Below are 18,356 nucleotides of genomic sequence, written 5' to 3'. Positions count from 1 at the left end.
TACGCTGTGGACTAGGGAGACGCCCGTCGCTGGAGGTTATTCCACGTTCGGAAAAATAAATACCGTCGCGTGGAATAAACCCGGACGAGGTGCGTCTTGCTGATTCTTCCTACTTGTGGCCGATGGCCCTGGAGTTTTTCATGGTTGATCGTTCATCACCCGATGCTGCACCGCCCGGCGGGCCGCAGCGCCCGCCACTGAGTGCGGCGAGCCTGATTCTGCGTCTGGGCGGCATTGCTGTGGTTGTCGCCGCGGTGGCCGGGGCGTTTGCCTACGTTCACGGCAACTTTGACCCACAACGCCTGACGCCAAAAGCGTTGGTCGATGTGCTGGAGAAGAACAACGGCGTGCATCCGGGGTTCCGGCGTAATCACGCTAAGGGTGTGTGCGTGATCGGGCATTTCGAAAGCAGTGGTGAGGCGCGAGTGTTTTCCACTGCGCAGGTGTTCAACGAACCGCAGACCCCGGTGGTCGGGCGTTTCGCGCTGCCAGCGGGCAATCCGTACGCACCGGACAGCAGCGTGCCGATTCGCAGTTTGGCACTGCGTTTCACCCAGGCCAATGGACAGCAGTGGCGCACCGGGATGAACAGCATGCCGGTGTTCCCAGTCGGTACGCCTGAGGCGTTTTATCAATTGCAGCAGGCGCAATCGCCGGATCCGGCCACCGGTAAACCGGATCCGAGCAAGGTGCCTGCATTCTTTGCCTCGCACCCGGAAGCCGTGCCGTTTCTGACCTGGGTGAAAACCGCCAAGCCGTCGGCCAGTTACGCCACCGAAACCTACAACAGCGTCAACGCGTTTTATCTGGTCGACGCCAGCGGTAAAAAGCAGGCCGTGCGCTGGAGCATGACACCGTTGGCGCGCGATGCTGCGGGCGCCAGTGCGCCTGAGGGTGGCGATTTTCTCGAGAAGGATCTGGTGCAACGCTTGGCATCCGCGCCGCTGCGCTTTCAGTTGAATATCACTCTGGCCAATCCTGAGGACCCGGTGAACGACGCCAGCAAGACCTGGCCCCAGGGGCGCAAGGTGTTGAATGCGGGCACGTTGGTGCTGGAAAAGACCCAGCCGCAACTGAGCGGCGAATGCCGTGACATCAACTACGACCCGCTGGTGCTGCCGGCCGGGATTCAAGGTTCCGACGACCCGTTGCTCGCGGCGCGTTCCGCCGGTTACGCCGATTCCTATCTGCGTCGCACCAGCGAAGTCAGCCAGTTGCCCGCTGCCAAACAGGAGGCTCGCCCATGAGAACTCAACCGACGCATTTCGCCCTGTTGGCGCGACTGCTGCACTGGCTGATGGCGCTGATGATCATCGCCATGCTGTTTATCGGCGCCGGCATGGTCACCTCGGTTTCCGAGCGGCATGAATGGCTGATCCATTTGCACAAACCCTTGGGCATCGCGATTCTGGCGCTGGTGATTGTGCGTTTGCTGGTGCGACTGACTACGCGCCAGCCACCGCTGCCAGCGGATCTGCCGGGTTGGCAAGTGCTGGCGGCCAAGGCTTCGCATCTGTTGCTGTACGCGTTGATGCTGGTGTTGCCGTTGCTCGGTTGGGCGATGATCAGCGCTTCGGGTGAGCCGGTCATGCTCAGTACAACGCTGCAGTTGCCAGCGATTGTTCCGGCCGATGCACAGTTGTTTGCGTTTCTGCGCAAGGCTCACGGGTATCTGGCTTATTTGTTGTTCCTGACGGTGTTGTTGCACCTGGCGGCGGCGCTGTTTCATGGCTGGATCCGCCGCGACGAGGTGCTCGACAGCATGTTGCGCGGTCGCGATCGCAGTTAACCCGCTTGAGTGGCGCATCGAGCCGGTGCGCCGCTTTTCAGGGTCAGCCACCAGTACGCGAGCGCCACGGCGTTGATGCCCGCGCCGAGCAGGCACACGCCAATCCAGCCGGCCCACGCGTACATCGCGGTCGAGCCGATGGAGCCGAGCGCGCTGCCGATCGAGTAAAACAACATGTAACCGGCGGTGAGGCGGCTTTGCGCTTCGGGGCGCACACTGTAGATCATGCTCTGGCTGGTGACGTGTACGGCTTGCAGACCCAGGTCCAGGGTGATTACGCCGAGCAGCAATGCCCACAGCGAAGATTGAGTCAGGGCGATCGGCAGCCACGAAGCAAGCATCAGCAACAGTGAAAGTCCGCTGACCCATTGGCCGAGGCCGCGATCAGCCAGATGCCCGGCCCGTGCGGCGGCCAGCGCACCCGCTGCGCCGGCCAGTCCGAACAGACCGATTTCACTGTGCGATAAGGACAGTGGCGGGGCGGCTAAGGGCAATACCATCGGCGTCCACAGCACCATCGCGCTGGCAAAGGTCAATAATGCGAGGGTCGCGCGTTGGCGCAACACTGGTTCTTCTTTGAACAGGCTGAACACCGAGGCGATCAGTGCGATGTAGCCAGTCGCCGGCTGCGGGGATTCATGCTTGGGCAGAACGCGAAACAGCAGCAATGCCATCGACAGTGTCAGCCCGGCAGACAGGAAGTAGATCGCTCGCCACCCGGCCAAATCGGCCATGCCGCCAGCGACCGTGCGCGCCAGCAAGATGCCGACGACGATGCCGCTGGTGACCACTCCGACCACGCGACCGCGTTGTGCCGGGACAGCAAGTGTTGCGGCGTAAGCCACCAGCACCTGAGTCACTACGGCGAGCAGCCCGGTCAATGTCATGCCGAGCAACAACCAGACACTGCTGGGCGCCAACGCGATCATCAACAACGCCGCTGCCGACAGCAGGGTTTGAGTGACGATCAATCGGCGCCGGTTGAGCAGATCGCCGAGGGGCACCAGTAACACCAGACCGATGCCGTAACCGATTTGCGTCAGGGTGATGACGATGCCGATGGTCGCCGGCGACAGGGCAAACGCTTCAGCCATGGCGTCCAGCAGCGGCTGGGCGTAGTACACGTTACCCACGGCCAGCCCACAGGCCACAGAGAAAAGCAAAACGACGCTGCTTTTGAGAGGTTTCATATCCCGCATCCTTTTAGGTTTCAAAATAAAACCTTGATCACGGTATTGATTCAGGTTTTATTTTGCAACCTGTTTGCATGAAGGTACGAATGGCAGAAAGCAAAAGATCGCAGACAAGCCGCGATCTCTTGAGGGACGGAGGAGGGGATCAGCGCAGGGTATCAACCATGTCAGCGATGGTTGTCAGCACGTCTTTGCCCAGCTGTTTGGAGCGCTTGCCCGACCAGCCGGTTTCCTTGTCGGGATGGTCGTCGTGATCCTTGAACGGCATTTCCAGGGTCAACGACAGGCAGTCGTATTTCTGGCCGACGCTGTTGCACGCCAACGTCATGTTGGCCTGGCCTGGTTCGTCGCGGGTGTAGCCGTACTTGGTCTGGAAGTCTTTGGTGGTGTGTTTCAGGTGATTGCGGAAGTGCTCTTCGAGCTTCTCGATGCGCGGCGTGTAACCCGGATTGCCTTCGCAGCCGGCGGTGAATACGTGAGGAATGGTTTCATCGCCATGGGCGTCCAGGAACAGATCGACGCCGTACTTTTCCATTTGCTGCTGGACGAAGAGCACCTCGGGACTGATCTCCTGGCTGGCGTTCTGCCAGGCCCGGTTCAAATCCTGGCCCATGGCGTTGGTGCGCAGATGGCCATGGAACGCGCCGTCCGGATTCATGTTCGGCACCAGGTACAGATCGGCACTGGTGAGCAGCTTGTTCAGCACCGGATCATCGTGCCTTTCCAGGCGCTCGATCACGCCTTCCATGAACCATTCGGCCATGTGCTCACCGGGATGTTGCTGAGCGATGATCCAGATTTTGCGCTGGCCTTCGGCGCCCGAGCCTTTGCGCAGCAACTGAATGTCACGACCTTCGACACTTTTACCCGTCGCCAATAGTTCGGTGCCGGCCTTGCTCAGCGCCTGCTCGATCAGCCAGTCGTGACGGTCACGGCTGTAGGGTTCGAAATAGGCAAACCAGGCATGGGTCTGGGTGGCTTCGAGGCAGAAACGCAGACAGTCGCCTTCGAAAATGGTCGGCACGCGGAACCAGTTGACGTGATCGTAGGACGCTACGGCCTGATAACCGGGCCAGCCTTTGCTGTATGTGGACTGGCTGGCGTTGTTAAGGCGGAACCAGTGTTCCTGGCCGACATGCAGACCGCTGGCCTTGAAGTGAAACCACTGGAAATGGGCGCTGCGGGTATCCGGGCGAATGGCCAGAACCGGATTGAGCGGATTGCTGATGTCGATGACTTGGATGTTGCCGCTGTCGAAGTTGGCGCTGATGTCGAACGAAGATTTGGCCACGGTCATAATCGATTCCTGAATATGATTTTTATGGCAGTTACTGTACACGCAGGCAGGGCTGAAACCGAGGGGAATTGCGGGGTGTGGCGGGGGGCGTCCTCCATGACGCGGATGCAGCTTAGAGAGTGTGCGATTGATTCTCAAGTGCTAATTGTCATTAGTTTGCCCCAATGTGGCCGGGGTTGGCTTGTCATTCGATATTCTTTTGATATTATCCGCGCCATCGAATTTGCAACACCTGAAGACTTCATTAGCCTGAAGCCACAAGCCCGAAAAACGGGCAAAAAAAGACCCGGCAAAAAGCCGGGTCAAAAACCGTGATTAGCCTGATGAGGAGATAGTCCAGAAGACCGACCTAAGGTCTCTGGTCCATCGACTGATCTCGCGACCAGCTGCATGCAATAATAATCATTATCATTTGCAAGTCAAATGTTTTTATCTGCGCGATTGGAAAATTCTTTCCTGTCCGTCTGCATTTCCGTTCCTCACGCTTCATCGCCATCGAGCGAATGGTCGACCATCGCCCGCGCCATATCCACCATGTGCACCACTGAAAAGGCCAGGTCGCGGCTCGCGCCTTGCAGGTTTTCCGCTGCCTTGAACGCCGTGGCTGCGGCACAGCGCAACAGATCCGAGGCGTGCACCAAGGCTTCTTCGCCGCTCAGATGGCGCCTGACATCGAAAAAACGTTCGTCGACTTCGGGTTCTGACACAGCTGGTTTCAAGTAATAGTCCAGCGCTCGCTGGGCTGCCGCATTGCCCTGAGGCGAGCTGAAAGTGGTGTCCATTTGCAGATCGGGCAAGTCTTTGCTGCTGATATTCATGATGAAGGGCACTCCTTGTTGAGGGGAAATCCGTGAGCCTCAGGATAGTACGTGTTGTAGTCATTACTAAAATTTAAATACTACAATTTGTGTTTTGTAGCCCGCAGGGCGTCCGCTAAGGTGCCGCACATGGATAAATGGATTGAGTTGGTCAAGGCCAAGATGAGTGAACTCAAAATCACTCAAACAGAGCTCGGAGAGCGCGTCGGCATGTCCCAGGGCGGGATCGGCCATTGGCTGAACAAGCGTCGCGAACCCGGCATCACGGAAATGAATCGCGTGCTGCAAGCGCTGGGCATGGATTTTCTGGAAGTGGTGCTGGTGATCCGGGAACCGCAAATAACATCTGACGACGACATGCCGCTGGCGCAGAAGTACAACCCTTACTTCCGTTACCCGGTCAGCGATTGGCAGACGACCTGCGAGGTGCGCGAGAGCGATGCGGCGTCCTACGCCAAGGCATCAGGTAAACAGCGTTTCGAACTGACGGATTACCACGCGCGTGGCCCGGCGTTCTGGCTGACGGTGACGGGGGATTCGATGACCGCTCCCAGTGGCCAGAGCATCGCCGAAGGCATGCTGATTCTGGTTGATCCGGCGGCCGAGGCGGTGCCCGGTAAACTGGTAATCGCCCAATGGCCCGACAGCCCTGAAGCGATTTTTCGCAAACTCGACGAAGAGGGCGGCCAGCGTTACCTGGTGCCGCTCAATCCGACGTGGCCAAAGGCGCTGCTGACCGATGAATGTCGAATCATCGGTGTTGTGGTTCAGGCAACGGCGCGTTACTAGTCAGATCGATCCTCGCCAGGCGTAGGATCGATCCTCACATTCACATTTCTTCAAGTTCAACCAAAGCGCTGCCTTCGCCGACCATTTCACCTTCCTGGCAATACAGGGCTTTGATCACCCCGGCGTGCGGCGCGCGAATACTGTGCTCCATCTTCATCGCTTCCAGCACCACCAGTTGCGCGCCGGCTTCGACCGATTGCCCGGCCTCGACCAGCACACGGACAATGCTGCCGTTCATGGGCGCCGTCAGGCCGCCCTGATGGCTGTGACTGGCTTCGACAGCGCTGATCGGGTCGTACGTTTCGATGCGCCGCAACTCGCCGTCCCATTGCAGGTACAGCGAATCCCCTTGGCGGATCGCACGCAACGTACGACGTACGCCGTCATGCTCGACGATGAGTGCTTCGCCGGACAGTCTGGCGTGATCATCGGTACTCAGCGTCAGCGCTCGATCCTGTCCCTCGCAACTCAAATGCAGAGTGATTTCCCGTGGTAGACCCGCACGCAGTCCGGTGTTGATAGACCATGGCGAAGCAGGATCATCCTGACGCGCCAATTTCGGCAGACTCTGCGCCACCGCTTGCGCCGCCGCGCTCCAGAAGGCATCGCTCAACGTGCCCGGGGCGGGTAGCAATTGCTCCTGATAACGCGGAATAAACCCGGTATCCAGCTCCGCCGCTGCGAACGCCGGGTGCGCAATGATCCGCCGCAAAAAGTTGATGTTGGTTTTCAAACCGCCAATCGCAAACTCGTCGAGCATGCTCAGCAAACGCAGTCGCGCCTGTTCACGATCCTCACCCCAGGCAATCAGCTTGCCGAGCATCGGGTCGTAGAACGGCGAAATTTCATCGCCTTCTTCGACCCCGCTATCGACCCTGCGCCCAGGCCCTTCAGCCGATTCGCGATACAACGCCAGACTCCCGGTCGCCGGAAGAAAGTCATTCGCAGGATCCTCGGCGTACAAGCGCACTTCAATCGCATGGCCGTTCAACGGCACTTGCTCCTGAGTGATCGGCAATGCCTCACCACGCGCCACGCGGATCTGCCAGGCAACCAGATCGAGACCGGTGATGGCCTCGGTCACCGGGTGTTCGACTTGCAACCGCGTGTTCATCTCCATAAAGAAGAATTCGCCACGCGCATCGAGCAGAAACTCCACCGTACCGGCGCCGACATAACCGATCGCCTGCGCCGAACGCACTGCTGCTTCGCCCATGGCGCGACGCAGTTCCGGGGACAAGCCCGGGGCCGGCGCTTCTTCAACGACTTTTTGGTGGCGACGCTGGATCGAGCAATCCCGTTCGTTGAGGTACAGGCAATTGCCATGCTGATCGGCGAACACCTGGATTTCCACGTGACGTGGCTTGAGCAGGTATTTCTCCACCAGCATCCGCGAATCACCGAACGATGATTGTGCTTCGCGCTGGGCCGAGGCCAGAGCTTCGGCCAGTTGGCTGACGTCCTCGACCACTTTCATGCCTTTGCCGCCACCGCCAGCCGTGGCTTTGAGCAGCACCGGATAACCGATGCGTTCGCAGGCATCGCGGAAGGTGTCCAGATCCTGTGCTTCGCCGTGATAACCCGGCACCAGCGGCACACCGGCGGTTTCCATCAACGCTTTGGCAGCGGACTTGCTGCCCATCGCGTCAATGGCCGAAGCGGGTGGGCCGAGGAAAATCAGGCCGGCCGCTTCAATCGCGCGTGCAAACCCGGCGTTCTCGGACAGAAAGCCATAACCCGGATGAATCGCCTGCGCGCCGCTGGCTTTGGCCGCCGCGATCAGTTTGTCGATTTGCAGATAACTGTCGGCCGCTTTGCTGCCACCCAGATCGACACGAATATCCGCTTCACGACTGTGTCGCGCCTCGCGGTCGGTGGCGCTGTGCACGGCGACGGTGGTCAGACCCAACGCTTTGGCGGTACGCATCACACGGCAAGCAATTTCGCCACGGTTGGCCACCAGCAAGGTGGTGAGAACAGGTGCGCTCATCAACGCGGCTCCTTGGTGGTGGTTGCGGCTTGCCAGCTCGGCGGACGTTTTTGCAGAAAGGCGCGCAAGCCTTCCTGACCTTCAGGGCTGACGCGGATGCGGGCGATGGCATTTTCAGTGTAGCGGCGCAGCGCCGGGGTCAGCGAACCGTTGCCGACCTCGCGCAACAAGTCTTTGCTGGCGCGCATCGCGGCGGGGCTGTTGAGTAACAGGTTGTTGATCCACTGTTCAACTTGCTGATCAAGTTCAGCGGCTGGATAGCTTTCGGACAACAAACCGATTTCCCGTGCGCGTTGGCCGCCAAAACGTTCGGCGCTCAGCGCATAACGACGCGCCGCGCGCTCACCAATGGCTTGCACCACGAACGGACTGATCACCGCCGGCGCCAGGCCGATGCGCACTTCCGACAGGCAGAATTGCGCGTCATCGGCGCCAATCGCCATGTCACAGCAACTGATCAACCCCAGCGCGCCACCGAACGCCGCACCTTGCACCACGGCCACTGTGGGAATTTTCAGCTTGGCGAGGTTGTACATCAGCTCCGCGAGTTCGCGGGCGTCGTCGAGGTTGGTGTGGTAATCGAGCTCGGCCGATTGCTGCATCCACGCCAGATCGGCGCCGGCGCTGAAATGCTTGCCACGGCCACGCACCAGCAAGAAACGCAGGCTGGCATCACTGGCGACCTTGTCGAGTGCGAGGATCAGCTCGCGGATCATCTCGGCGTTGAACGCGTTGTTCTTTTCCGCGCGGTTGAGCCACAGCGTCGCGAAACCGCGTGGGTCGCTTTGCAGTTCGAGGGTGTTGAAGTCACTCATATTCATCCGTCTCCACGGTTCCTGTGGGAGCGAGCCTGCTCGCGAAAGCGTTGTATCAGTCGACATTTCCACTACCTGACAAACCGTATTCGCGAGTAGGCTCGCTCCCACAAAAAATCACATCCGGAACACGCCGAAGCGGCTCGGTTCGATTGGCGCGTTCAGCGACGCGGACAAGGCCAGGGCCAGCACATCGCGGGTCTGCGCCGGGTCGATGACGCCGTCGTCCCACAGCCGTGCGCTGGAATAGTAGGGGTGACCCTGCTCTTCGTATTGGTCGAGGATCGGTTGCTTGATCTCGGCTTCCTGCTCGGCACTGAATGCCTGACCGCTGCGTTCCGCCTGCTCGCGTTTGACCTGCACCAACACGCCCGCCGCCTGCTCGGCGCCCATCACGCCAATGCGCGCGTTCGGCCACATCCACAGGAAGCGCGGATCGTATGCGCGGCCGCACATGCCGTAGTTACCGGCGCCGAAGCTGCCACCGATGATCACGGTGAATTTCGGCACTTTCGCGCAAGCCACGGCCGTTACCAGTTTCGCGCCGTGCTTGGCGATGCCGCCGGCCTCGTATTTCTGGCCGACCATGAAACCGGTGATGTTCTGCAAAAACAGCAACGGAATACCGCGCTGACAAGCCAGTTCGATGAAGTGCGCGCCTTTCTGCGCGGCTTCGGCGAAGAGGATGCCGTTGTTCGCCAGGATCGCGATCGGGTAGCCGTGCAGGTGCGCAAAGCCACACACCAGCGTGGTGCCGAACAAAGCCTTGAATTCATCGAACACCGAACCGTCGACCAGTCGCGCAATCACTTCGCGCACGTCGAACGGTTGCTTGGCGTCGGCCGAGACCACGCCGTACAACTCATCGCTGGCGTACAACGGCGCAATCGGCGTGCGTTGCTGCACTTCGCCGAGCTTGCGCCAGTTAAGGTTGGCGATGCTGCGGCGGGCGAGGGCGAGGGCGTGTTCGTCGCTCTCGGCGTAATGGTCGGCGACCCCGGAAATCTTGCAGTGCACATCGGCGCCGCCCAGATCCTCGGCACTGACCACTTCACCGGTCGCAGCTTTCACCAACGGCGGGCCGGCAAGGAAAATCGTCGCCTGATTGCGCACCATGATCGCTTCATCCGCCATCGCCGGCACGTAAGCACCACCCGCAGTGCAAGAGCCCATGACCACGGCGATCTGCGGAATGCCCATCGCGCTCATGTTGGCCTGGTTGAAGAAGATCCGCCCGAAGTGCTCGCGGTCCGGGAACACTTCATCCTGGCGCGGCAGGTTGGCGCCACCGGAGTCCACCAGATAGATGCACGGCAGGCGATTCTGCTGCGCGATGGTCTGCGCGCGCAGGTGTTTTTTCACGGTCAGCGGGTAGTACGAACCGCCCTTAACCGTTGCGTCGTTGGCGACGATCATGCACTCGACACCTTCGACACGGCCGATCCCGGCGATCACACCCGCCGCCGGCACGTCTTCGCCGTAAACCGCGTGGGCGGCCAGTTGGCTGATTTCCAGAAACGGCGAGCCCGGATCGAGCAAACGGTTGATGCGCTCACGCGGCAGCAGTTTGCCGCGCGAGGTATGGCGTTCCTGGGCTTTCGCGCCGCCGCCCTGCGCCACTTGGGCGAGCAGGGTATGCAGGGCGTCGACCTGTTTGAGCATCGCCGCGCTGTTGGCGGCGAACTCCGCCGAGCGAGGATTGAGCTGAGTGTGCAAGGTAGCCATGGCCAGCTCCGTTTAGCGGGTTTCGTTGAACAGTTCGCGACCGATCAGCATGCGACGGATCTCACTGGTGCCGGCGCCGATTTCGTACAGCTTGGCGTCACGCAGCAAGCGCCCAGCCGGGAATTCGTTGATGTAACCGTTGCCGCCGAGAATCTGGATCGCGTCGAGTGCCATTTGTGTGGCGCGCTCGGCGGTGTAGAGGATCACCCCGGCGGCGTCTTTACGGGTGGTTTCGCCGCGCTCGCAAGCCTGTGCTACCGCATAGAGGTAGGCGCGGCTGGCATTGAGTTGGGTGTACATGTCGGCGACTTTGCCCTGGATCAGCTGGAACTCGCCGATGCTTTGGCCGAACTGTTTGCGGTCGTGGATGTACGGCACGATCAGGTCCATGCACGACTGCATGATCCCGGTCGGGCCGCCGGACAGTACGACGCGCTCGTAATCGAGGCCGCTCATCAACACTTTGACGCCACCGTTGAGCACGCCGAGGATGTTTTCTTCCGGCACTTCGACGTCATCGAAAAACAGCTCGCAGGTGTTGGAGCCGCGCATGCCGAGCTTGTCGAACTTGTTGCTGCGGCTGAAGCCTTTCCAGTCGCGCTCGACGATGAATGCGGTGATGCCGTGCGCGCCTTTTTCCAGGTCGGTCTTGGCGTAGATCACGTAAGTGTTGGCGTCAGGGCCGTTGGTGATCCAGGTTTTGCTGCCGTTTAGGACGAAACGGTCACCGCGCTTGTCGGCGCGCAGCTTCATCGAGACCACGTCGGAACCGGCGTTGGGCTCGCTCATCGCCAGTGCGCCGACGTGTTCGCCGCTGATCAACTTGGGCAGATACTTGGTTTTCTGTTCGTGGTTGCCGTTGCGGTTGATCTGGTTGACGCAGAGGTTGGAGTGCGCGCCGTAGGACAACGCCACCGAGGCCGAGCCGCGGCTGATTTCTTCCATCGCCACCACGTGCGCGAGGTAACCCAGACCCGCGCCGCCGTACTCTTCCGGGACGGTGATGCCGAGCAGGCCCATGTCACCGAACTTGCGCCACATGTCGGCGGGGAACAGGTTGTCGCTGTCGATCTGCGCCGCGCGCGGGGCGATCTCCTTGGCGACAAAGGACTGCACCTGATCGCGCAACATGTCGATGGTTTCACCGAGGGCGAAGTTCAGGGATGGATAGCTCATGGGTCACCTTTTGGCTTTTTTGTAGGGTGGGGAGGGCGGTCACTCGGCTCTCACCTTTACGTTAACGTAAGCCTGCGATGGATGGCTGTCAATCACCCTTTACGTTAACGTCAACTTGAGCGAGAGTAGGGACAGTTCAAGATTGAAACGGAGCAGACCTCGTGGGAGCGAGCCTGCTCGCGAAAGCGTCAGATCAGGCAACGTTGATGTTGAATTCGCTGGCCTCTTCGCGAGCAGGCTCGCTCCCACAGGGTCAAATCCGGCAAAACCCACTAATAAAGACAATAGGGGTCGTCATGGATCAATCCAGTGCAAACCCGCAGCGCAGCTACACCCGTGGCTCTCAGGACAAAGCCTTGCTGGCGATGACCATCGGGCAGAAGTTCGACCAGACCGTCGCGCAGTATCCCGACGGCGAAGCGCTCGTCGTCCGCCATCAGCAACTGCGTTATTCCTGGCGACAACTGGCCGATGCGGTGGACCTGCATGCCAGAGCGCTGCTCGCTCTGGGTTTGCAAGCGGGGGATCGGCTCGGCATCTGGGCGCCAAACTGCGCGCAGTGGTGCATCACGCAAGTCGCCACCGCAAAAATCGGCGTGATCCTGGTCAACATCAACCCGGCCTACCGCAGCTCCGAACTCGAATACGTGCTCAAGCAATCCGGCTGCCAATGGCTGGTTTGCGCCGGGGCGTTCAAGTCCTCCAACTACCACGGCATGTTGCAGGGACTGGTGCCGGAACTGGCCGAGCAACCCATCGGCCAATTGCGCAGCGAACGTCTGCCCGAGTTGCGCGGGGTGATCAGCCTCGATGCGCAGCCACCGTCAGGTTTCCTACCGTGGTTGCAATTGGCCGACATGGCGGCCAGTGTCTCCAAAGAACAACTAAACGAACGCAGCGACAGCCTGCATTTCGATCAACCGGTGAACATTCAATACACCTCCGGCACCACCGGTTTCCCCAAGGGCGCGACCCTCAGTCACTACAACATCCTCAACAACGGTTATATGGTCGGCGAAAGCATCGGCCTGACGCCGCGCGATCGTCTGGTGATCCCGGTGCCGCTGTATCACTGTTTCGGCATGGTCATGGGCAACCTCGGCTGCATCACCCACGGCAGCACGATGATTTATCCCAATGACGCCTTCGATCCATTGCTGACCCTGCAAACCGTCGCCGAAGAAAAAGCCACCGGCCTCTACGGCGTGCCGACCATGTTCATCGCCATGCTCGACCAGCCACAGCGCGGCGAATTCGATCTGTCGAGCTTGCGCACCGGGATCATGGCCGGCGCGACGTGCCCGATCGAAGTGATGCGCCGGGTCATCAGCGAGATGCACATGAGCGAAGTGCAGATTGCGTATGGCATGACCGAAACCAGCCCGGTGTCGCTGCAAACCGGGCCAAACGATGAACTGGAATTACGCGTGACCACCGTTGGCCGCACCCAGCCACAGCTGGAAAGCAAGATCATCGACGAAGCCGGCAACCTCGTGCCGCGCGGCACCATCGGCGAACTCTGCACTCGTGGTTACAGTGTGATGCTCGGCTACTGGAGCAATCCGCAGGCCACCGCCGAAGCCATCGATGAGGCGGGCTGGATGCACACCGGCGACCTGGCGAGCATGAACGAGGAGGGTTACGTCAACATTGCCGGGCGTAACAAGGACATGATCATCCGTGGCGGCGAGAACGTTTATCCGCGTGAGCTGGAAGAGTTTTTCTTCACCCACCCGGCGGTGGCGGACGTGCAGGTGATCGGCATTCCGTGCTCGCGCTACGGTGAGGAGATTGTTGCCTGGATCAAATTTCATCCCGGCCACAGCGCTTCGGAGTTGGAACTGCAAACCTGGTGCAAGGAGCGCATCGCGCACTTCAAGACGCCGCGGCACTTCAAGTTCGTCGAAGAGTTTCCGATGACGGTTACGGGCAAGATTCAGAAATTCAGAATGCGAGAGATCAGCATCGAAGAGCTACGCGAAAAGCAGGCCTGAGACAAAACTTAATGTGATGACAATCTAATGTGGGAGCGAGCCTGCTCGCGAATGCAGTGTGTCATTCAGCGCAGATGTGTCTGATACACCGCTTTCGCGAGCAGGCTCGCTCCCACAAGGGATACGCAGTGAAAACACAAATCACAGAAAGCACAAAGGGGAGCCGAGGCTCCCCTTTAATTTTGTCGTCGCGTGCTCTTTTTTATTATTGAGGGTCGGTCTGTTGTTGTTTTTGGCAACCGTGGCCCTTTACCGCTGTTTTTGGCGACCCCCATCCGGGGTCAAGAGCAAACGTATTTTTTTGAGCGCTGATCTACTTTCTCGTTAAACGATCCAACCGATTCGGGAGCTACCTGAAGGTAGTTTTATTGTTCTCTGCCCGGTTGCGGGTCACTCCTGAGAGCACCCTGAAAAGCACACCTTCTCCAAAAAAATCTGTTAGCTGCGTCTCTGCCGTGTTGTTTTTGTTATGTCAGAGTCGGTACGTCTTATTTTTATTGGTTTGCTGCTTTTTATTCTTGTTATGCCATAGAGATAGCAGAAGCCGTGCCAACTTTTAAAATCCTTTATAAATCAATGGCTTGAAAATTTAGGCGTTTTTTCACTCCGGCGAAGCCAGACAATTTGTTTCCGTGTTACTCGCTTGAACCCACATTCCGGACACAGCGGTAACACCTTGTCCCCTCACTGTGCGCTGCGAGCCTTGGCCACGCGCGAACCGCTCGGGCGACCGAGCACCGCGCTGATCTGCTGACCCGCAGCAATCAAGGCGTCCAGGTCGATTCCGGTCTTGATGCCGAGGCCGTTGAGCAGGTACACCACATCTTCGGTAGCAACGTTACCGCTCGCGCCTTTGGCGTACGGGCAGCCGCCGAGGCCCGCGATAGAGCTGTCGAATACGGAAATGCCTTCGAGCAGGCTGGCATAAATGTTGGCCATGGCCTGACCGTAAGTGTCGTGGAAATGCCCGGCGAGTTTTTCCCGTGGCACTTGCGCCGACACCACTTCAAACAAGCGGCGAGTCGCGCCAGCGGTGCCGGTGCCAATGGTGTCGCCCAGCGATACTTCGTAGCAGCCCATCGCATACAACTCGCGCGCGACCATCGCCACTTGCTCCGGCGCGACCGTGCCTTCGTACGGGCAGCCGAGCACGCAGGACACGTAACCGCGCACGGTAACGCCGTGCTGTTTCGCCGCTTCCATGATCGGCGCAAAGCGCGCCAGACTTTCGCTGATCGAGCAGTTGATGTTGCGCTGTGAGAACGCCTCAGACGCGGCGGCGAACACCGCGACTTCCTTGACCCCGGCGGCTATGGCGTCTTCGAAGCCGCGCAGGTTCGGCGCCAGTGCACCGTAGGTCACGCCGGGTTTGCGCTGTATCTGCGCGAACACCTCGGCAGAACCGGCCATCTGCGGTACCCATTTGGGCGAAACGAAACTGCCGACTTCTATATAGCCAAGGCCGGCGGCGCTCAAAGCGTCGACCAGTTGCACCTTGTCGGCGACGCTGATCGGTTGGGCTTCGTTCTGCAGGCCATCGCGCGGGCCGACTTCGATCAGGCGTACTTGGGAGGGGAGGGACATGGCGGTTGACCTGTTGTAGTTATCTGAAGTCTGCGGATATCCCCCTGTGGGAGCGAGCCTGCTCGCGAATGCGCCGGGTCAATCACTATAGATGTCGAATGACAAATTGCATTCGCGAGCAGGCTCGCTCCCACAGGGAATGGGGTTGGTTGTTACTGAATGGCCTGCTGGCTCTTCAGCGTCTGCTCCAGCGCCTGCACGCAGCGCTCCTCGGCGGTATCGAGTTCCAGCTTCATCTGTTCGATATCCAGCAACTGCTGCTCCAGTTGCTCGCGGCGTTCACTGATTTTCGCCAGCATGCTGTTGAGCTGTTTGGTGTTACCGCTGGACGGGTCATAAAGCTCGATCAGTTCGCGGCATTCGGCCAGGGAGAAGCCAATGCGCTTGCCGCGCAGGATCAGCTTCAGGCTGACCTTGTCGCGCGGCGAATAGATGCGTTCCTGGCCACGGCGCTCAGGGCTGAGCAGGCCTTGCTCTTCATAAAAGCGGATCGCCCGGGTGGTGATGTCCAGCTCGCGGGCGAGGTCGGAGATGCTGTAAGTCTGGCTGCTCATGGAAGCGCTCGGAAAAAGGTCTTGGCGCTAAGCTAATGGCAGGTTGACGTTTACGTCAAGCGGGATGATCTGTGGTGTATTTGATGGCCCCTTCGCGAGCAGGCTCGCTCCCACATTGAATCGCATTTCAGCTGGAGAAACGCGGTCGAATGTGGGAGCGAGCCTGCTCGCGAAGAACGATAACGCGGTAAAAAGCCCTACACCTTATCGAGCTTCTTCTCCTGCGCCGTCACCTGCTGGCACAACTCGATCATCTGCTCGCGCATCCAGCGATTCGCCGGATCCTGATCGGTGCTTTCATGCCAGTACAGATGCGTCTCCACCGGCGGCACATCATTCACCGGCAGGTTAAACGCTTGCAGCTCATGCCGACGGGCAAAGCGTTCCGGCACGGTCATGACCATATCCGTCTGCTGCATCACCTGCGACGCCATCAAGTAATGCTGCGAACGCAGGGCAATCTTGCGCTGAATGCCCATTTTGCCCAGTGCCAGATCGACATAACCCAAACCACTGCGGCGGCTGGAAATGTGGATATGGGTCAGCGACAGATAATCATCCAGCGAGAGCTTTTCCTTGCCCGCCATCGGATGCCCTTTGCGCATCGCACACACGTAACGGTCTTCCATCAGCTTGACGTGGCGCACCTGCGGGTCGGTGTTAAGCGGCGCATCCACGGCAAAATCCAAGCGTCCGGCCGCCAGTTCCTTGGTGGTCTCGCGGCGTTTGGACAGGAAACTTTCGATGATCACTGTTGGTGCCAGACGGCGCAGGCGCTGGAACAGCGGCGGCAGAATCACCGCTTCGGTGAGGTCGGTCATGCTGATGCGGTAGGTCTTGACCGCTTGCGCCGGGTTGAAAATGCGGCTTTCCTGAACCGATACGCGCAACAGCGACAGGGCATTGCGCACCGGGCCGATGATGTTCTGCGCCATTGGCGTCGGCACCATGCCCTGAGCCGTGCGCACGAACAGCGGATCGTTAAAGGTCTCGCGCAACCGTGCCAGCGCGTTGGACACCGCCGGCTGGGTGATGCCGACAATCTGCCCGGCGCGGGTCAGGTTGGCTTCGGTATAGATCGCGTCAAAGACGATGAAAAGGTTGAGGTCGACCTTGCTCAGATTCATAACGCGGCTTCTCTTGTTTTTAAGGGCTGACGATCACTGGATCATATATCGGTGATGAATGTTTATACACGCCGAGAATAGGCTAGGTAAATTATCAGCGCTGTTCTAGCATCGATTGCATGACTTGAACAACCTCTGCCCAAGAAGGTAATTGATCATGGATTTCGCTTATTCGCCCAAGGTGCAAGAACTGCGTGAGCGCGTGACCGCGTTCATGGACACTTACGTTTACCCGGCCGAAGCCGTGTTCGAACGCCAGGTTGCCGAAGGCGATCGCTGGCAGCCGACGGCGATCATGGAAGAGCTCAAAGCCAAGGCCAAAGCTGAAGGCTTGTGGAATCTGTTTCTGCCGGAGTCGGAACTCGGTGCCGGTCTGACCAACCTCGAATACGCACCATTGGCGGAAATCATGGGCCGTTCGCTGCTCGGGCCGGAACCGTTCAACTGCTCGGCGCCAGACACCGGCAACATGGAAGTGCTGGTGCGCTACGCCAACGAAGAACAGAAACAACGCTGGCTCGAACCGTTGCTACGAGGCGAGATCCGCTCGGCGTTCGCCATGACCGAACCGGATGTGGCTTCGTCTGACGCGACCAACATGGCCGCCCGCGCCGTGCGTGATGGCGACGAGTGGGTGATCAACGGCAAAAAATGGTGGACCTCCGGCGCCTGCGATCCGCGTTGCAAGATCCTCATCTTCATGGGTCTGAGCAACCCCGATGCACCACGCCACGCCCAGCACTCGATGATCCTCGTGCCGGTCGATACCCCCGGGGTGAAAATCGTCCGCCCATTGCCGGTATTCGGTTACGACGACGCGCCACACGGCCACGCTGAAGTGCTGTTCGACAACGTACGTGTGCCGTACGAAAACGTTCTGCTCGGTGAAGGTCGCGGTTTCGAAATCGCTCAGGGTCGTCTTGGCCCAGGCCGGATTCACCACTGCATGCGTTCGATCGGCATGGCCGAGCGTGCACTGGAGTTGATGTGCAAACGTGCGGTGAGCCGCACGGCGTTCGGCAAACCGCTGGCACGGCTGGGCGGTAACGTCGACAAGATCGCCGACTCGCGGATGGAAATCGACATGGCACGTCTGCTGACGCTGAAAGCGGCGTACATGATGGACACCGTCGGCAATAAAGTGGCGAAAAGCGAGATCGCGCAGATCAAAGTGGTTGCGCCGAACGTCGCGCTGCGGGTGATCGACCGGGCGATCCAGATGCATGGCGGGGCCGGGGTATCGAACGATTTCCCGCTGGCCTACATGTATGCGATGCAACGTACCCTGCGCCTGGCCGACGGCCCGGACGAAGTGCACCGCGCGGCGATCGGCAAGTTCGAGATCGGCAAGTATGTGCCGAAGGAAATGCTGCGTAGCGAACGCTGATCCGGCACCGCGTTACCTGATCGTTCCCACGCTCTGCGTGGGAATGCATCCCGTGACGCTCTGCGTCACAGTGGACGCAGAGCGTCCATGGCGGCGTTACCACGCGGAGCGTGGGAAC

General features: G+C 59.5%; 16 protein-coding genes. 6 read left to right on the top strand and 10 right to left on the bottom strand.

Annotated features, from left to right (window positions below):
* The first annotated feature begins 140 nt into the window (after positions 1 to 140).
* Positions 141 to 1,247, top strand: coding sequence for a catalase family peroxidase (locus HU718_RS19575; protein ID WP_186616210.1), 1,107 nt, complete (start codon positions 141 to 143; stop codon positions 1,245 to 1,247).
* Positions 1,244 to 1,789, top strand: coding sequence for a cytochrome b (locus HU718_RS19570; RefSeq protein ID WP_102901254.1), 546 nt, complete (start codon positions 1,244 to 1,246; stop codon positions 1,787 to 1,789). Before HU718_RS19575 ends, HU718_RS19570 begins: the two co-directional genes overlap by 4 nt.
* Here HU718_RS19570 and HU718_RS19565 read toward each other — a convergent pair.
* Positions 1,786 to 2,979, bottom strand: a complete 1,194-nt coding sequence (locus HU718_RS19565; RefSeq protein WP_186616209.1) for an MFS transporter — start codon at positions 2,977 to 2,979, stop codon at positions 1,786 to 1,788. The two genes, HU718_RS19570 and HU718_RS19565, sit on opposite strands and share 4 nt — an antisense overlap.
* A 148-nt stretch (positions 2,980 to 3,127) precedes the next feature.
* On the bottom strand, positions 3,128 to 4,279 hold the full coding sequence (locus HU718_RS19560) for a M14 family metallopeptidase (protein WP_186616208.1): 1,152 nt from the start codon (positions 4,277 to 4,279) through the stop codon (positions 3,128 to 3,130).
* 96 nt (positions 4,280 to 4,375) lie between these two features.
* On the opposite strand from HU718_RS19560, the gene HU718_RS19555 reads away from it, so the two are divergent.
* A complete protein-coding gene (locus HU718_RS19555) occupies positions 4,376 to 4,594 on the top strand; it encodes a hypothetical protein (RefSeq protein WP_110719485.1) in 219 nt (72 codons plus the stop codon).
* Between the two features lie 164 nt (positions 4,595 to 4,758).
* On the opposite strand, the gene HU718_RS19550 is transcribed toward HU718_RS19555, so the two are convergent.
* Positions 4,759 to 5,097, bottom strand: a complete 339-nt coding sequence (locus tag HU718_RS19550; RefSeq protein ID WP_016983927.1) for a DUF6124 family protein — start codon at positions 5,095 to 5,097, stop codon at positions 4,759 to 4,761.
* A gap of 129 nt (positions 5,098 to 5,226) precedes the next feature.
* Between HU718_RS19550 and HU718_RS19545 the strand changes: the two genes are divergently transcribed.
* On the top strand, positions 5,227 to 5,886 hold the full coding sequence (locus tag HU718_RS19545) for a LexA family protein (protein WP_102901258.1): 660 nt from the start codon (positions 5,227 to 5,229) through the stop codon (positions 5,884 to 5,886).
* 40 nt (positions 5,887 to 5,926) lie between these two features.
* Here HU718_RS19545 and HU718_RS19540 read toward each other — a convergent pair whose 3' ends face one another.
* The 4 genes from HU718_RS19540 to HU718_RS19525 all read right to left on the bottom strand — a co-directional run bounded on the left by HU718_RS19540 (position 5,927) and on the right by HU718_RS19525 (position 11,592).
* The gene (locus HU718_RS19540) at positions 5,927 to 7,876 is read right to left on the bottom strand and encodes an acetyl/propionyl/methylcrotonyl-CoA carboxylase subunit alpha (protein ID WP_186616207.1); all 1,950 of its coding nucleotides are present in this window, start codon (positions 7,874 to 7,876) and stop codon (positions 5,927 to 5,929) included.
* The gene (locus tag HU718_RS19535) at positions 7,876 to 8,691 is read right to left on the bottom strand and encodes a gamma-carboxygeranoyl-CoA hydratase (protein WP_102901260.1); all 816 of its coding nucleotides are present in this window, start codon (positions 8,689 to 8,691) and stop codon (positions 7,876 to 7,878) included. The genes HU718_RS19540 and HU718_RS19535 overlap by 1 nt, the downstream gene beginning before the upstream one ends.
* Positions 8,692 to 8,808: 117 nt before the next feature.
* Entirely contained in the window at positions 8,809 to 10,416 is a 1,608-nt protein-coding gene (locus tag HU718_RS19530) for a carboxyl transferase domain-containing protein (protein WP_186616206.1), read from the bottom strand.
* Between the two features lie 12 nt (positions 10,417 to 10,428).
* Positions 10,429 to 11,592: an isovaleryl-CoA dehydrogenase gene (locus HU718_RS19525; RefSeq protein WP_186616205.1), complete on the bottom strand. Its 1,164-nt coding sequence runs from the start codon at positions 11,590 to 11,592 to the stop codon at positions 10,429 to 10,431.
* A 296-nt stretch (positions 11,593 to 11,888) separates the two neighbouring features.
* On the opposite strand from HU718_RS19525, the gene HU718_RS19520 reads away from it, so the two are divergent.
* Positions 11,889 to 13,586 (top strand): AMP-binding protein, encoded by a 1,698-nt coding sequence (locus HU718_RS19520; RefSeq protein ID WP_186616204.1) that lies wholly within the window; start codon positions 11,889 to 11,891, stop codon positions 13,584 to 13,586.
* A gap of 684 nt (positions 13,587 to 14,270) precedes the next feature.
* Here the strand turns inward: HU718_RS19520 and HU718_RS19515 are convergent.
* From HU718_RS19515 to HU718_RS19505, 3 genes are all read right to left on the bottom strand, one after another.
* On the bottom strand, positions 14,271 to 15,170 hold the full coding sequence (locus HU718_RS19515) for a hydroxymethylglutaryl-CoA lyase (protein WP_186616203.1): 900 nt from the start codon (positions 15,168 to 15,170) through the stop codon (positions 14,271 to 14,273).
* Between the two features lie 152 nt (positions 15,171 to 15,322).
* Positions 15,323 to 15,724: a MerR family transcriptional regulator gene (locus HU718_RS19510; protein WP_038362702.1), complete on the bottom strand. Its 402-nt coding sequence runs from the start codon at positions 15,722 to 15,724 to the stop codon at positions 15,323 to 15,325.
* Positions 15,725 to 15,921: 197 nt separating this feature from the next.
* Positions 15,922 to 16,851, bottom strand: coding sequence for a LysR family transcriptional regulator (locus tag HU718_RS19505; RefSeq protein WP_016986544.1), 930 nt, complete (start codon positions 16,849 to 16,851; stop codon positions 15,922 to 15,924).
* A 157-nt stretch (positions 16,852 to 17,008) separates the two neighbouring features.
* Between HU718_RS19505 and HU718_RS19500 the strand changes: the two genes are divergently transcribed.
* Positions 17,009 to 18,238 (top strand): acyl-CoA dehydrogenase, encoded by a 1,230-nt coding sequence (locus HU718_RS19500; RefSeq protein WP_134178261.1) that lies wholly within the window; start codon positions 17,009 to 17,011, stop codon positions 18,236 to 18,238.
* The last annotated feature ends 118 nt before the right edge of the window (positions 18,239 to 18,356 follow it).

Source organism: Pseudomonas tensinigenes, assembly GCF_014268445.2.
Taxonomy (GTDB): domain Bacteria; phylum Pseudomonadota; class Gammaproteobacteria; order Pseudomonadales; family Pseudomonadaceae; genus Aquipseudomonas; species Aquipseudomonas tensinigenes.
The sequence above is the reverse complement of the archived record's forward strand: the minus strand, read 5'-3'. Positions and strand labels throughout refer to the sequence as shown.